This window comes from Fructilactobacillus cliffordii, assembly GCF_024029355.1.
Classification (GTDB): Bacteria; Bacillota; Bacilli; order Lactobacillales; family Lactobacillaceae; genus Fructilactobacillus; species Fructilactobacillus cliffordii.
The window spans coordinates 78409-92487 of the sequence record NZ_CP097117.1 but is presented as its reverse complement, the minus strand read 5'-3'; the positions used below and the strand labels follow the sequence as shown (position 1 = coordinate 92487).

General features: G+C 44.9%; 15 protein-coding genes. 3 read left to right on the top strand and 12 right to left on the bottom strand.

Annotated features, from left to right (window positions below; translation table 11 throughout):
* Positions 1–337 precede the first annotated feature (337 nt).
* Together M3M38_RS00475 and M3M38_RS00470 are read left to right on the top strand one after the other, a co-directional pair.
* The gene (locus M3M38_RS00475; RefSeq protein WP_252814252.1) at positions 338–1186 is read left to right on the top strand and encodes an N-acetylmuramoyl-L-alanine amidase family protein; all 849 of its coding nucleotides are present in this window, start codon (positions 338–340) and stop codon (positions 1184–1186) included.
* A 15-nt stretch (positions 1187–1201) separates the two neighbouring features.
* Complete coding sequence (locus M3M38_RS00470) at positions 1202–2056, top strand: fructosamine kinase family protein (RefSeq protein ID WP_252814248.1); 855 nt, start codon at positions 1202–1204, stop codon at positions 2054–2056.
* On the opposite strand, the gene M3M38_RS00465 is transcribed toward M3M38_RS00470, so the two are convergent.
* From M3M38_RS00465 to M3M38_RS00420, 10 genes are all read right to left on the bottom strand, one after another.
* Complete coding sequence (locus tag M3M38_RS00465; RefSeq protein ID WP_252814247.1) at positions 2048–2677, bottom strand: HAD-IA family hydrolase; 630 nt, start codon at positions 2675–2677, stop codon at positions 2048–2050. The genes M3M38_RS00470 and M3M38_RS00465 overlap by 9 nt on opposite strands.
* Positions 2674–3126: a D-aminoacyl-tRNA deacylase gene (gene dtd, locus M3M38_RS00460; RefSeq protein ID WP_252814245.1), complete on the bottom strand. Its 453-nt coding sequence runs from the start codon at positions 3124–3126 to the stop codon at positions 2674–2676. Before dtd ends, M3M38_RS00465 begins: the two co-directional genes overlap by 4 nt.
* An 11-nt stretch (positions 3127–3137) precedes the next feature.
* A complete protein-coding gene (locus M3M38_RS00455) occupies positions 3138–5360 on the bottom strand; it encodes a RelA/SpoT family protein (protein WP_252814243.1) in 2223 nt (740 codons plus the stop codon).
* Positions 5361–5422: 62 nt separating this feature from the next.
* On the bottom strand, positions 5423–6157 hold the full coding sequence (locus M3M38_RS00450; RefSeq protein WP_252767131.1) for an RsmE family RNA methyltransferase: 735 nt from the start codon (positions 6155–6157) through the stop codon (positions 5423–5425).
* Between the two features lies 1 nt (position 6158).
* The gene (gene prmA, locus M3M38_RS00445; RefSeq protein ID WP_252814241.1) at positions 6159–7037 is read right to left on the bottom strand and encodes a 50S ribosomal protein L11 methyltransferase; all 879 of its coding nucleotides are present in this window, start codon (positions 7035–7037) and stop codon (positions 6159–6161) included.
* 51 nt (positions 7038–7088) lie between these two features.
* A complete protein-coding gene (locus M3M38_RS00440; RefSeq protein ID WP_252767455.1) occupies positions 7089–7397 on the bottom strand; it encodes a hypothetical protein in 309 nt (102 codons plus the stop codon).
* A gap of 153 nt (positions 7398–7550) precedes the next feature.
* Positions 7551–7940: a VOC family protein gene (locus tag M3M38_RS00435; RefSeq protein ID WP_252767129.1), complete on the bottom strand. Its 390-nt coding sequence runs from the start codon at positions 7938–7940 to the stop codon at positions 7551–7553.
* A gap of 95 nt (positions 7941–8035) precedes the next feature.
* Entirely contained in the window at positions 8036–8398 is a 363-nt protein-coding gene (locus M3M38_RS00430) for a hypothetical protein (RefSeq protein ID WP_252814240.1), read from the bottom strand.
* Entirely contained in the window at positions 8398–8724 is a 327-nt protein-coding gene (locus M3M38_RS00425) for a hypothetical protein (RefSeq protein WP_252814239.1), read from the bottom strand. The genes M3M38_RS00430 and M3M38_RS00425 overlap by 1 nt, the downstream gene beginning before the upstream one ends.
* A complete protein-coding gene (locus tag M3M38_RS00420; protein WP_252814238.1) occupies positions 8717–10006 on the bottom strand; it encodes a Y-family DNA polymerase in 1290 nt (429 codons plus the stop codon). The genes M3M38_RS00425 and M3M38_RS00420 overlap by 8 nt, the downstream gene beginning before the upstream one ends.
* 120 nt (positions 10007–10126) lie before the next feature.
* On the opposite strand from M3M38_RS00420, the gene M3M38_RS00415 reads away from it, so the two are divergent.
* On the top strand, positions 10127–10474 hold the full coding sequence (locus M3M38_RS00415) for a DUF805 domain-containing protein (protein ID WP_252767125.1): 348 nt from the start codon (positions 10127–10129) through the stop codon (positions 10472–10474).
* A gap of 47 nt (positions 10475–10521) precedes the next feature.
* Here M3M38_RS00415 and M3M38_RS00410 read toward each other — a convergent pair whose 3' ends face one another.
* Together M3M38_RS00410 and M3M38_RS00405 are read right to left on the bottom strand one after the other, a co-directional pair.
* On the bottom strand, positions 10522–11292 hold the full coding sequence (locus tag M3M38_RS00410) for a (S)-acetoin forming diacetyl reductase (RefSeq protein ID WP_252814237.1): 771 nt from the start codon (positions 11290–11292) through the stop codon (positions 10522–10524).
* A 150-nt stretch (positions 11293–11442) separates the two neighbouring features.
* Complete coding sequence (locus M3M38_RS00405) at positions 11443–13962, bottom strand: DUF5978 domain-containing protein (protein WP_252814236.1); 2520 nt, start codon at positions 13960–13962, stop codon at positions 11443–11445.
* Positions 13963–14079: the final 117 nt, after the last annotated feature.

Genomic DNA, 14079 nt, shown 5'->3' with positions numbered 1-14079 from the left:
TAATCGGTTGATTCCATAAAAAAGACCATGCAAAATTGCTCTAAGGGCGCAAATGCACGGTACCACCTTTTTTTATCACTTTTAACTCTATTTAATTTTTCCATTTGGTAGTTCCAAACGCGTCTTTTCAAGCACTTCATTGCGTTCTTCCACTCCCGAACGCTTTCTGAAAAATGGTTACTTGATACTCTTCGTTATCAACGAACTAACACTTGATTTTACCCTAATCAAAAGCCATCCGAAAGTCAAGGACCTAATTGAGATTTACTGTCAGAAGTCTGAAAAAGTTATATGATATTAGCTAAGGAATTATTTTAATCTTAGTGAGGAAAAAACCATGCACTTTAAAATACGAAATCGACGGGGATTTTGGGTTACCATTTTGGTAATTTTAGGAACCGAATTAGTCATCGGCACTATGCTTTTACGTAACAACGTGGCAGTTCCCCTTAACCAGCTCGCCATTAAAGCAGCACCGACGCCCACCAGTCAGACGATTGGAACCGTTAATCGCGGTGATCGAGTCCAAATCATCACCAAAAACCGGCAGTGGGCTCAAGTGGTATATCAACAACAAAAAATTGGTTGGGTCCCTAACTGGCTATTAAATAAGCATTCCCAGGTCAAAACGGCTAGTAAGCTAGCAGAAACAACCATTGTGTTAGATCCTGGTCACGGTGGTCATGACTCCGGCGCCCTAGCTAATTCGAACCAACCGGAGAAAAAATATACCTTAAAACTGGCCCAGCAAGTTGCTAGCAATCTACAAAAAAGTGGAACCAACGTCATTATGACTAGAACTAAGGATCATACGGTCGGACTCAAACAACGACCACGCTTAGCAGCAGCACAACAAGCCAACCTCTTTGTCAGCTTTCATTTTGACTCTGCGGCCACGCCCAATTCGGGAACCGGTTTTACGACCTATTATTACCATCCAGGAGCGTCCAAACAGCTCGCCCAATCCATTAACAATCAATTGGGTCATCTGGGACTCGAAAATAAAGGCGTTAAAACGGGCGATTATCTCGTCATCCGCGATAATTCTGTCCCCGCGGTTTTATTGGAGATGGGTTATATGAATAATGATCTTGATTTTAAACGAATTAAAAATCCGAACTACCGCAAACAGGCTGCCGCAGAAATCACTGCCGGGATTAAGGAATACGTTAACGACCACTATTAATTTTAGGAGGTTCTCATGAAAACGTTAAGTTCAGAATGGTTAGCACAATTACCCATTAATAACATCCAAACGGTAACCCCCGTTTCGGGTGGTGACATTAACGAAGCGTATGAAATTGTAACCAAAAAAGACCAACGCTACTTTTTAAAGGTGCAGCCTGGTCGCGGGCAAGCTTTTTTCGCCCACGAAATTGAAGGCTTAAACCTGATTGGAGCTGTTGCGCGCGTTCCCCAGATAATTACCAGTGGGACCATTGAAACGGATGGCTTTTTACTGCTAAACTGGCTAGACATTGGCACCGGCGACCAATTAGCATTAGGGAAAATGGTGGCAGAGGTCCATCAGCAACATGAAAAGCGCTTTGGTCTCGACCACGACTTTCAACTCGGGCGCTTCCCGAAAAATAACCAGTGGCAAACTAGTTGGGCAACTTTTTTTGCGAACCAACGTCTGCAACCCCTTGCGGATTTAGCCCAGCAAAAAGGCCGCTGGAACTCAAATCTAACTGCGGCCTTAGCTTTAATTATTAAACAAATGCAACAATATGAAGCAGAGCATGAAATCACTCCGAGTCTGCTTCATGGTGATCTTTGGTCTGGTAATGCGTTGTTTAACGCAGCTCACCAACCAGTATTGATTGACCCAGATGTTTATTATGGAGATCGCGAATTTGACCTCGGTGTCACTACCGTTTTTGGTGGGTTTACGGATGCCTTTTACCAAGGCTATCAACAGGTTTATCCGTTCCGTCCCGGCATTGAAGCACGACTCATTTGGTATCGCTTCTACTACGTTTTAATGCACGTCGTCCTTTTTGGCGAAAGTTACGAACCATTTCTTGATCAAATTTGTGCTTCCGTATTACAGTAACTGCTGTAACTCTGCTAACGAATGAATCGTCACCGTTGGATTCCCGGTCGCCTCTAGGAGATAATCCGGATCGAATAACACCGATTGGATTCCCGCATTGTGTGCAGCTTCAACGTCCAGCTTTCGGTCCCCTACCATGAAAGTTTCTGTGGGATTCAAATGCTGCTGCTTAATTAAAAAGAGTAAGGAAGCTGGATCAGGCTTCCGAGCCAATCCCTGTTGACTGGTTACAAAACCGGTGAACAGGGATTTTAGTTTGAACTGCTCCAATAACGCGATGGCATGTTCATCTCGATGGGTTAATAGGCCATTTTGACCTCCGTTAGCTGTAACTGCTTGTAAAATTGTTGGACCACCAGCAAACGGCTGGGATAACTGAATTTCCAGTGCTTCAAACCGGCGATAATCAGCGAGCAAGCGCTCCGAGTCCAGATGAAAGCGGGCACTAAACTTCGTGATGGCCGAGTTTAACGAGTGAATTCGCATCTGCTGATAAATTTCGTCGCCATCAATCTCAACCTCATCAATCCCGTTTTGTTGGAGCGCCTTGGTAAAGGCACTGACCATGTACGGATAGGTATCAAAGAGCGTTCCATCAAAGTCCCAAATCAAATTTGTCATGCGTTGGGCTCCTGATAATCCATCAAGAAGGTGGCTGGTCCATCATTAACCAATTCGACTTGCATGTCCGCCCCAAATTCACCCGTAGCCACGGGTAAACCTTGATCTGCTAAAGCAGCATTAAAACATTGATAATTATGGTTGGCTTCAGCAGGAGCCCCAGCTTGCTTAAACGACGGGCGGTTCCCGTGTTGTAAGTCGGCTAATAACGTAAATTGAGAAACCGATAAAACGGCACCGTCTACCTGCTTAATGTTCAAGTTCATTTTCCCGGCTTCGTCTTCAAATACCCGGAGCTTGGCAACCTTTTGCGCTAGGTGCTGAACTGTCGCTTGATTATCTCCTGCTTCTGCCCCAACGAGAATCAAAAAACCAGTTTGAATGGCTCCTACTTCTTGCTCGTCAATGCGAACTGCTGCTCGTTGGACTCGTTGAATCACTAACTTCATGAAACTCTCCTTTAGTTCAAAATTCGGGTCGCTGTGGCGACCCCCGGTACCATTTTGACGGTATCCAACACTCGTTCTGCTTGAGCAACGTTGTGAACCTCCACAATGGCTTCGATGGTCACCCCGGTATCGTCGTGAACCCGACCATTAATTGAAGTTAATTGAACCGGACTATTGCTAAACCGTTTAATCACATCGTTTAAAACCCCATTCCGGTTATCGGCTTCAAACCGGAGTTTTGATTGGTAATTAATCCGATTATCATCCACATGGCGCCAGTGTGCTGCAATGATTCGACCTGGTTCGGCTTGACTAAAATTATTACAATCAACCCGGTGAATCGAAATGCCCCGACCCTTCGTAATGTAACCGATGATTTCGTCACCTGGCAGTGGCAAACAACAATGACTAATCCGTACTAAGACGTTGTCAATTCCATCGATAGCAACGTTATCCGCTGGTCGATTCCCCTGCGGAGCCTGTGCTTCTTTTTTTGTCGAAAGAGTCTGGGGTTGTTCCAAAAGCTCTTGTTCAGCTTGTTGTTCGCGTTCTCGTTGCCGTTCATCCCGGATCTCACTGGTAAACCGGTTGGCCACTCCCACTACGTGAATGTCGCCAAAACCAAGGGCGGCCAATAAATCGTCTTCCGACCGGTAGTGTAGTTCGTTTAAAACCCGATCCCAGTTCTCGGTAGTTAACAATTCATTGGGTACATAACCGGTTTCTTCCAGTTGATTGTGAAGTAATTCCGCCCCGGTTTTAATGTTATCTTCACGATTTTGCTTTTTGAAAAACTGATTAATTTTGTGCTTAGCACTGTTCGTATGCACCAAATCCAACCAGTTTTTCCCTGGTCCCGTCGAATTGGCAGACGTAATGATTTCTACGATGTCTCCATTTTTAATCTGGTAATCCAAAGAAACCATCTTGCCGTTGACCCGTGCTCCCGTAGCTCGGTGACCAACTTGCGTGTGAATGGAGTAAGCCATGTCTAATGGACCCGCCCCCTGAGGTAATTCCAGCACGTCCCCGTTCGGAGTAAAGGCATATACGTGATCAGAGAAAAGCTCTCCTTGCACGCTATCCATGAACTCAGAAGCGTTATCAGTTTCTTCTTGAATTTCAATAATCTTTTTAAACCAGTTCAATTGCATGTTATTTTCATCATTGGCAACCGCGTCGGTCTCACCTTGCTTATAAGCCCAGTGGGCCGCTACCCCGTATTCGGCAATCCGGTGCATCTCTTTGGTTCGAATCTGGATTTCGAGCGGTTTGCCTTCCGGACCAATCACAGTTGTGTGCAATGACTGGTACAGGTTGGGTTTAGGCATTGCAATGTAGTCCTTAAACCTTCCGGGCATTGGCGGCCACTTGGCATGAACTGCTCCCAAAATGGCATAACAATCCTTCACCGTATCAACAATAATCCGAATGGCCGACAAGTCATAGATTTCTTCAAACTTCTTGTGCTTGTCCACCATCTTTTTGTAAATGGAATAAATGTGTTTGGGACGTCCATAAATTTCAGCATCAATGTGATAATCCTTGATGGCGTTTTTAACTTCGCAAATCGCATCCTGGATGTAAGATTCCCGTTCGTTACGCTTGGATTTCATGGAGTGAGCAATTTTGTAGTACGCATCTGGATTCAGGTAGCGCAGGGCCATATCCTGCAGTTCCCACTTAACGGTTCCCATCCCAAGGCGATCAGCAATCGGTGCATACACATCCAGCGTTTCCTTGGCAAAACGGGGCTGAAACTCAGGGTTTAAATCCCCCAACGTATCCATATTGTCCATCCGGTCTGCAAGTTTCACGATCATAACTCGAATGTCTTTACACATTACCAGCAACAACTTGCGGTAGTTTTCTGCCAATGCTTCGCGACTGGAATTATATTTGATTTTACTAATCTTGGTAACTCCGTCCACAATCAGGGCTACGTCATCACCAAATTGCTCCCGCACGTCTGCAAGTTGTACGTTGCTATCTTCCACTACGTCATGTAAAAAACCGGCCGTTACTGCCACGGAATCCATGTTTAAATCAGCTAAGATACCGGCTACGTTAGTGGAATGGGCAATATAGCTTTCTCCAGAAGCACGTAAATTCGTTCCATGAGCATGCCGAGCGACTTGATACGCCCGTTTAACCATGTCAACTTGATCCGGAGTCATTTCGGTCTGAATTTTGGAAAAAATCTCAGTGGGTTGCCACTGTTTTAGACTAGCCATCGGTTTCACCCCCACTTAGCAATGACATCATTCGTAATTTACTTGATTTTAATAACATTCTATCATTTAAGTTCGGAAAGTACAGACATGGCACTTAAAAAGTACAACGGTGCTGATTCAGTTCGCAGAATCCGGGGGCCTAAGCCCACCACGTGAAAAGCATGATTCTGAAGCCATCCGACCTCCGCAGGACTTAGACCCCCCTCTGGTCCAAAGACTGCTAGCAAGCGTTGACCTGGTTGCATCTGAGTTACGATCCGCACCAATTCACTCACTTCTCCGCGTTTGGCCGCCTCTTCATAAGCCACCACTCGTTGGTCAACCTGAACGTCTAATAAATCAGTGAACTGGCCTAAATAACGAACCTTAGGAACTAGATTGCGGTGAGATTGCTCGGCAGCACTGTGAGCAATCTTTTGCAAGCGTTCCACCTTTTTGCCAGCTTTGTGCTTCCACTGAGCCACTGACCATTCAGTCGGCAGAAAAATAATTTCTGCAGCACCCATTTCCGTCGCCTTTTGCACCATTAACTCTGCTTTTCCGCTCTTTGGTAATCCACAAGCAATCGTGGTGACAATCGGAAGCTCCGCATCGTGATCCTTTTGCAACACAATTTTGATGGTCCCCGTAGTTTCATCCACTAGTTCTCCAATAAAAACTTGTTGCTGATCATCCACAAATTCTGCTTGCTCACCCGGTTTGGCCCGTAATACCCGTACCCAGTGCTTTTGAACCGCGGTCGGTAACGAAACTTGAGCTCCAAGCTTCAATGCTTGATCCATAAAATAATGTTGCACATTACTGTCCTTTCTGCGTCGCAATCACAGCTCGCCAGTTGCCCACCGTCATGATTTGTTCAGCAATCAACTGCTGCTCGGCTAACTGAGCCTGAATCTTGGGTAATTGATCCACGTAAATCCCGGCAAGAATGAGGTGACCGTGATTACGTAAGTGCGTAGGAACCTGGGGAATTAGTGGTAATAACACTTCTGCTAACATATTAGCGACAATCACGTCGGCCGTACCGTCAATCCCAGTTAATAAACTGTTTTGTGATACCTGAATGTCTTCCATTCCGAGATTCATTGCTAAGTTTTTTTGAGCCGCTTCCACCGCCACGGGATCGTTATCCCACGCTCGAATTGACTTTGCTCCTAGCAACCGAGCTCCAATGCTAAGTACTCCAGAACCGGTTCCGACGTCAAAAAGCGTTTCTTCCCCGCGCAAGGTTGTTTCTAACGCTTGTAACGACATCTTTGTCGTGGGATGCGTTCCTGTTCCAAAGGCCATCCCAGGATCGAGGCGAATCACTTTTTGATCAGTCTGAGCAGGTTGATAATCTTCCCAATTAGGCACCACCGTCAGGTAACGAGTAATCCGCTCCGCGTGGTAATATTGTTCCCATTCGGTCGTCCACTGCTCGTCAACCGGGCGGGTTTCAATCGTCTCCACGCCCGCGTTTAGCCCATATTCAGTAAAGTGGCTCAGTCCTTCTTCGACTTGTTTGATAAAGACAGCTAGGTTAAGGTCCTCAGTAACATACGTAATTACCGCCACTTGGTCGCCCGGTAATTGATCATCAAGCTGAATTCCCTGAGCTCCGGCTGTAATCAGCAAATTACTAACCGCTTCTTCGGCTTCGTTAGTGGTAGTAATGCGAACTTCCGTTAACTTCATAGTATGTTGTCCCCTCTTAGCAAAAGAAGCACCCTGCCGAGGATGCTTCAATTATTGTTCTTCTTTAATTTTTTGCAACTTGGCTTCGTGATAAGAAAGGTGTGACTTGAGGTACTTCAAGAGACTCCGTTCGGTCTTAAAAATCCGTGGATGCTTTTGTTTATGCAAACGTAAATCAATTTCTTTAATTTTTTGGCGCCCGGTCCAGCCATGTCCATATCGTAAGATAATCCGATTGTTCAACTCTTCTTTGCCAAACCGGAAAATGTAAACACTGTCTGGAGTCATTAACGGGCGGATGTAACCCTTTTTATAGTGATAACCGTTATCACGCAAAAATTTTTTCGTCATTGCCAACATGTTATCCACCTCCATTTTCATAAATTCGATTAAACCTATTACCCATGGTACTGGAGCAATCCTAAAATGGCAAGAAGATTTCTTTAATTTAGATAATAATCATTAAAAATCACAAAAAAGCAGGCGCATCAATACGCCTGCTCTTAAAAAAGCTTATTTTACGATTTCACAGAATTCAATCTTTTCGTGGTTCGGACCATAAATGTTAAAGAACTTAATTCCCTTGTCCCAAAATGGACGAGTTTGAATTTCAGTATCAATTAAATCTAAGCCCATGTCCTTAGCCTCTTGTAAAGCAGCAGCTGCGTCAGTTGCATTTAAAGAAATGTGGTTAATGGCTCCGTCAACCTTAGCAGTTTCGTCACCTTCCCAAGTTTCAATCATTAAGTTGTCATACTTCATGAATGCACAACGATTGCCTTGGTATAAAAATTCGCCCGCTTTAGTAAAACCTAACTTTTCGTAAAAAGCCACCGTTTCGTCTAAATCCGTAGCTGGAATTCCAACGTGTTGTAATCCAGTAAAGTAGTTATCTAATGCCATTGTAATCTCTCCTTTGGGTTTGGTTCACTTCATCATGTGAAGCTTTGAACATCTTTATTATAAGTCATTTTAAAAAAATAATAAAGTGTAGCCACTTAATTTTTTCTTTTAATTGCCACAATTCGTTCAAAGGGAATTAGCTGGGAATTAATCCGTAACAGCCCATCTTCGTTTCCAGTCACCCGTCCCTGGGCTTGAAAATACTGATTTTCCAGGCCACTGGTTCGTTGCCAAATTAACGTGACTGGCTGTCGCTTCCGCACGGCGTACTGTAGTTCCTGGCTAATCTCTGTCCGGTTCATCGCTGGGATTCTCTCCCAAGTAGTAGCTTGTTGAACAGCTTGGTGCCGTTCGCGGAGGTGTTGGGTATGATCAGATAAAAAGTATCCCTGCCACTTTTGGACCCCTCGATCATGATAATCATGCGCGAAGAATTGTTGGGCCACCCGATCGTTCATCACAAATCACCTGTTTGCTCAATTAGACGTCCCGTGGTCGGCCAGCGTAAATTACCACAGTTTCGGTAATTAATCGTAAAGTGATATTGCTCACTGACTCCCTTTAAAACCGCTTCTAGACACTGTAAATCACTCGGTAAAACTGCCAGAGGCTGAGAGCGGGCGTTTTGGTGGGGATGCTTAATGTTCAAGAACCAGTTAAAAGCGGGCGCATACGGATCATGCACAATTAAAATGGTGTATCGACTTCCTGATTGAGGATGAAACTGGCGGGAAATCCGGTGGTTAATGGTCGTAACGGTGGTTGAAACGTCCGGCTTATTCATAGCTATTGCCCCCACTATGACCTCCCACCAATCCGGCACGCTCCAACGCGGTTCCCCCGGAACAAAGACTTTGAGCGCGAAAGACAGCATCTACTCCAAACCGTTTTCGAATCGCAGCGGTGACGTGGTCTAACTCGCGTTGCTTTGTACGTCGCTGGTTATCAGCTAGTAAATCCAGTTGCATTCCGGTGGCAGGAGTTAAATCACCAAAGGCCAGATTAATCCACCGAATCGTTTCCCCGTGCCAGAGCTTTTGAAATATTGCCATCACCACCTGCCGGAGTTCAACCGTTTGATCCGTAGTCGGAATCCGCTGAGTATGGGAGAGATGGTGCGCATCGACTTGCCCATGAGCCATGCCCAGTTGTAACGTAACCGATCCGACCTGGAAATGATGAGCCTGAACGCGAGCGGCAACCTGTTCAGCTAGTTCCTTAATCACCACTGCTAGTTCACTTTCCTGACAGTAGTCCCGGGGCAACACCTGGCCGTTACTATAACTCCGTTGTTGGGGTTGATAAGCTTCGTGCAGATTACTACGGTCAATTCCCCAGGCAGTCGCAAATAGTTGGGTTCCAATCACCCCCAGCTCTTGTTTTAAGACATATGGATTAGCAGCAGCTAACTCAGCCATCGAATGAATCCCTAATCGTGCTAATCGTTGTGCCTGACGTTTGCCAATTCCCCATACGGACGTTAAATTCTGAATTGGCCACAGTTTGGTTGGCACATCTTCATAATGCAGTTCGCCAATCAGATTCCGGTTATGCTTCGCATAAAGATCTAGGGCTAGCTTGGCTTGCACCGGATTATCTCCAATTCCCACCGTGACGTACAAACCCAGGCGTCGCTTAATCTCACGCTGAATTTGCTGAGCCACTGTTTTCACTGTATTGCCAAATAACCGCCACGAGTGGGTCATGTCTAACAACGACTCATCAATCGAATATGGTAGCAGGTCTGCTTCAGCTGCAAATTCAGTAAAAATCTGATTAATCTCTAGGTTCTTTTTGATGTAAAGATTCATGCGTGGTGGAACCAGAATGAGATGTTCATCGTGTGGCAACTCATACTGACGGTTGACGTTGTGAAGCCCGAACAACTGCTTTGCACGGGGGGAAGCAGCCAAAATTAGTCCCCCGTTAGTGTTGGCAGTTTCTGACATGACGCATAAAACAGCTGTCAACGGATTTAATCCTCGGGCTACACTTTCACAGCTAGCGTAAAAAGACTTATTATCAATGAAAAAATAAACCCCATGAGGTTCTGCATCGTAGTTCATTACTCCATCTCCCGAACATTTGTTCGGTACTATTATATCTCACCTCAAAGTTCGTGTAAATGTCCATTTGTCCTCTGATATAATAAAATGAAACTAACTATTTTAAAATGGAGGACCATCATGTTTAGAGCATATCGTAATTTCTGGCATAATATCTTTAACTTTTCGGGAACCGCTTCGCTAGTTGAATTCTGGATTCCCCTCATTTTTAACTACATCTTAGCGCTGCTAGCTGCTTGGTTATTGGGTGTTCTAGCGGGCACCGTATCCGCCCAAATGGTTTCCGTTATTTACGGAATCATGTTTCTCTTAGCATGGATTGGAAGCATTTCTGTAACCTTCCGCCGGCTCCACGACTCCAACCATTCAGGTTGGTGGTTCTGGATTCAAATAATCCCGGCTATCGGAACCCTGTGGCTCTTGATTCTCCTAATTCTTCCAACTAGAAGAGCTAGTCGCTGGCGTTAACTAAAAAAATGGCTGAACCTGTTTAAATTCAGGTTCAGCCATTTTTATTAATTAAAGACCATTCCACCGTCAATCAAGAGTGATTGTCCGGTCATGTAATTTGAATCTGGTCCAGCCAGATAAGAAACACACCCAGCAACGTCTTCAGGTTGCGAAAGCCGTTTTAATGCGATGTCCTTAGCAAACTGTTCCATTCCCCATTCAAACGGTTTTCCTGCTTTATCAGCCACTTGTTGGGCAATGTCGTTCATCATTGGTGTTACCACGATTCCGGGACAGAAGGCGTTGACCGTAATCCCATCGTCTGCCAATTCCTTCGCCGTGGTTTCGGTAATCCCTCGAATGGCAAACTTGGTAGATCCATAAACCGTTAAGTTGGGATTTCCAGTCATTCCGGCTTGCGAGGAAGCGTTGATGATTTTACCAGCATGACCTAAATTCTTAAACATCGTGGCAGCTGCTTGAATGCCCCAAATTGTTCCACCAACGTTAATTCGTTCGGCTTCTTCCAGAACTTCTGGAGTTACCTCAAAAATTGGGGTTGTCGGTGCCACTCCAGCATTATTAACCATTACGTTGAAATCACCAAAGTGGTCGTAAGTCTTTTGCACGGCGGCAAAAACATCATCGCGTTTTGCAACATCGGCCTGAATCGCAATTGCATCGCCGTGGTCATTTTGGATTTCCTTAGCGACTGCTTCGACTTTGTCCAGGGTTCGACCCACTAAGGCCACCGCAAAACCATCGTGGTGTAAACGTTTCGCGATTGCTTCTCCAATTCCTTGTCCTGCTCCTGTAATTAAAGCAACTTTTTTCATGTCCTACTCCAATTTCTAAACTAAAAATTTAACTAACTTAACGGATTAATTATACTACCAATTGTTAATAAATGCACAATAGAAATAGTCATTCATTAAAACCGAGTTAGTTCTAACTTTAATCAGAAATATCCTAAATTCTGGAATAACTTAATATCCAAATAAAATCACCATAAGTAATGATAACAAAAGCAAGATTAAACCAAGGATAACTACTGCCATCGAATGTTGAGCACCTAACTGCGGAATTAGTGGTTGTTTAGCTTGGTGCTGTGAAACCACCTGCCTATCTGATCCTCGTGTGTATGGAATGTTAATCAGATTTCCAGCCACTGGAATCGTTACCGTAAACGACGTTTTCGGTTTATTGTATCCAGGAATATCTGGTAACGTGTTCGGATCAATCGTGATTTGATCCCCGGGCTTTCCGGGATACTTAGGAAAATCAATTCCCGTATGCGGAATGACCTTCCCGTTTGGGTCCACCGGTTGACTCGTCGTTTCTGGTTCCGGAAGTGGCGTATATGGAATATTAATTGGCGTCCCGTCCGCCGGAATTGTTACCGTAAACGGCGTTTTCGGTTTTTCATAACCGGGTAGATCAGGCAACGTATTCGGATCAATTGTAATTTGATCCCCGGGCTTTCCGGGATACTTAGGAAAATCAATTCCCGTATGCGGAATGACCTTCCCGTTCTGATCCACCGGCTGACTCGGCGTTTCTGGTTCTGGAAGTGGCGTATATGGAATATCAATTGGCGTCCCATCCGCTGGAATCGTCACCGTAAACGGTTCTTTAGGCTTATTGTATCCGGGTAGATCAGGCAACGTATTCGGATCAATCGTGATTTGATCCCCGGGCTTTCCGGGATACTTAGGAAAATCAATTCCCGTATGCGGAATAACTTTCCCGTTTGGGTCCACCGGCTGACTCGGCGTTTCTGGTTCTGGAAGCGGCGTATATGGAATATCAATTGGCGTCCCATCCGCCGGAATCGTTACCGTAAACGGCGTTTTCGGTTTTTCATAACCGGGTAGATCAGGCAACGTATTCGGATCAATCGTGATTTGATCTCCAGGTTTTCCGGGATACTTAGGAAAATCAATTCCCGTATGCGGAATGACCTTCCCGTTTGGGTCCACCGGTTGACTCGTCGTTTCTGGTTCCGGAAGTGGCGTATATGGAATATTAATTGGCGTCCCGTCCGCCGGAATTGTTACCGTAAACGGCGTTTTCGGTTTTTCATAACCGGGTAGATCAGGCAACGTATTCGGATCAATTGTAATTTGATCCCCGGGCTTTCCGGGATACTTAGGAAAATCAATTCCCGTATGCGGAATGACGTTCCCGTTCTGATCTACCGGTTGACTCGGCGTTTCTGGTTCCGGAAGCGGCGTATACGGAATGTTGATTGGCGTCCCGTCCGCTGGAATTGTTACCGTAAAAGGCGTTTTCGGTTTTTCATAACCGGGTAAATCAGGCAACGTATTCGGATCAATTGTAATTTGATCCCCGGGCTTTCCGGGATACTTAGGAAAATCAATTCCCGTATGCGGAATGACCTTCCCGTTCTGATCCACCGGCTGACTCGGTGTTTCTGGTTCCGGAAGCGGCGTATATGGAATATCAATCGGCGTCCCGTCCGCCGGAATTGTCACCGTAAACGGTTCTTGGGGTTTATTGTATCCAGGTAAATCAGGCAACGTATTCGGATCAATCGTGATTTGATCCCCGGGTTTTCCAGGATAATTAGGAAAATCAATTCCCGTATGCGGAATGACGTTCCCGTTCTGATCCACCGGCTGACTCGGCGTTTCTGGTTCCGGAATCGGCGTATATGGAATATCAATTGGCGTCCCGTCCGCCGGAATCGTCACCGTAAACGGTTCTTTAGGTTTATTGTATCCAGGAATATCTGGCAACGTGTTTGGATCAATTGTAATTTGATCTCCTTCATTTCCATTAACTGGCGGAAAATCAAATTTATTTTCACTTGGTGGAATTACCTCACCATTATTAGCATTCACCGGCTGCATTGGTGTTTTAGAATAAACACTAAATTCTACTCCATCAATGTAATTACCATACGAAGGTTCTTTACTGGTCACACTCTTAAATCCGAAGTAAGTTTCTGTCTGCCCATCGGGGACCTCATAATAACCATCATAGCGTGTCCACGTTCGATTCGGACTGGAAACCCGTCTAACGGCGCTGTGATTGGTTAACGTTCCAATGTTAATATCCATCGTATCAGTTTGATCCCTACCAGCATGGTAAAGACTCCAATGCATGATTGTCCCTGGAATAGATTTAACCACTTGATATAATTCCCCAGGTTCATTGGCATTAATCTCTGCCCATTGATTTCCAACGGCCGGCCTGAAATTATGGTACTTACCACCATTTCCATTCATCATTTCAATGTTATGGTCACCAGCAGTAGTTGACCACCCTGGAACATTATTTTCGGAGGTAATATTAATACTGTTAGCAGGTAAAACCGGCTCCTCAAAAGAACCATTCACAATATGATCAGCCAGTTGATCCTGAGCAGTCACATTACTAACGGTCGCTGATGACACTGGAGCTGCATCCACAATTTGGGGATAAGCAACTAACATTTGGGTAACTACAAATCCACTAAAAATTATTTTCCATTTACACTTCATAAGTCAAGACTCCAATAACTAAACTTATTTAAGAACAGGTTTCTAACCTAAGTATACCACAATGAGAATTATCATTATCTTACGTTTTTACTGTTATAGGGTTTAATTAAAGATGTT

Bases quoted from the DNA above. Each gene is read 5' to 3' on its own strand.
- M3M38_RS00405 (WP_252814236.1), bottom strand. From the start codon at position 13,962: ATGAAGTGTAAATGGAAAATAATTTTTAGTGGATTTGTAGTTACCCAA.
- M3M38_RS00470 (WP_252814248.1), top strand. From the start codon at position 1,202: ATGAAAACGTTAAGTTCAGAATGGTTAGCACAATTACCCATTAATAAC.
- M3M38_RS00455 (WP_252814243.1), bottom strand. From the start codon at position 5,360: ATGGCTAGTCTAAAACAGTGGCAACCCACTGAGATTTTTTCCAAAATT.
- dtd (WP_252814245.1), bottom strand. From the start codon at position 3,126: ATGAAGTTAGTGATTCAACGAGTCCAACGAGCAGCAGTTCGCATTGAC.
- M3M38_RS00440 (WP_252767455.1), bottom strand. From the start codon at position 7,397: ATGTTGGCAATGACGAAAAAATTTTTGCGTGATAACGGTTATCACTAT.
- M3M38_RS00425 (WP_252814239.1), bottom strand. From the start codon at position 8,724: ATGAATAAGCCGGACGTTTCAACCACCGTTACGACCATTAACCACCGG.
- M3M38_RS00435 (WP_252767129.1), bottom strand. From the start codon at position 7,940: ATGGCATTAGATAACTACTTTACTGGATTACAACACGTTGGAATTCCA.
- M3M38_RS00465 (WP_252814247.1), bottom strand. From the start codon at position 2,677: ATGACAAATTTGATTTGGGACTTTGATGGAACGCTCTTTGATACCTAT.
- M3M38_RS00415 (WP_252767125.1), top strand. From the start codon at position 10,127: ATGTTTAGAGCATATCGTAATTTCTGGCATAATATCTTTAACTTTTCG.
- M3M38_RS00430 (WP_252814240.1), bottom strand. From the start codon at position 8,398: ATGAACGATCGGGTGGCCCAACAATTCTTCGCGCATGATTATCATGAT.
- M3M38_RS00420 (WP_252814238.1), bottom strand. From the start codon at position 10,006: ATGAACTACGATGCAGAACCTCATGGGGTTTATTTTTTCATTGATAAT.
- M3M38_RS00475 (WP_252814252.1), top strand. From the start codon at position 338: ATGCACTTTAAAATACGAAATCGACGGGGATTTTGGGTTACCATTTTG.
- prmA (WP_252814241.1), bottom strand. From the start codon at position 7,037: ATGAAGTTAACGGAAGTTCGCATTACTACCACTAACGAAGCCGAAGAA.
- M3M38_RS00410 (WP_252814237.1), bottom strand. From the start codon at position 11,292: ATGAAAAAAGTTGCTTTAATTACAGGAGCAGGACAAGGAATTGGAGAA.